A 464-nucleotide genomic window follows, 5' to 3' on the forward strand; every position below is an offset into this window, starting at 1 on the left:
TGATGCGGTGCCTCTCCTTCAGCACATCGTCCTGCTTCATCTCGCCAGCGCCGACGGCGCGCTGCAGGAGCAGCCAGGAGGCGAGCTGCATCAGCCGCGTGGTGAGGCGCATGCTCTCCGTCGCGTAGGCCACCGCGCCATGCCGGTCGAGCAGGCGCGCATCCTGCCGGCCCGGCCCGTCGAGATAGTTCGCGGTTTCCTCGACGAGGCCCATCCCCTCTCGGAAGACTTTGTCGAACTGTTCGGACGCGGTGAAGCGCGACAGGAAGTCGACCGTGATGGACGATGTTTCGGCTGAAGACATGGTGGCGGAATCCTTGAGCTCATTCTTGCGATCGAGCGGACGGTCAAGCCGATAATGACCATGGTTTCGGCCATGGTCAATGACGTGCCCCGTTCCGCACGGCCTTCCCGGAGCAAGACTGATGCCAGCGCCAGTCAAAAAAAGCCGCGCGAGGTGCGCG

1 protein-coding gene is annotated in these 464 nt (G+C 63.8%); it reads right to left on the minus strand.

Annotated elements, in window-relative coordinates; translation table 11 throughout:
* Window positions 1-304 (minus strand): DUF1465 family protein (locus ACLD7X_RS18850; protein WP_411425210.1); only part of this gene is annotated, 304 nt, incomplete at its 3' end.
* Window positions 305-464 lie beyond the last annotated feature (160 nt).

The sequence above is a fragment of the Aphanothece microscopica RSMan92 genome (assembly GCF_046613545.2).
Classification (GTDB): Bacteria; Cyanobacteriota; Cyanobacteriia; order PCC-6307; family Cyanobiaceae; genus NIES-981.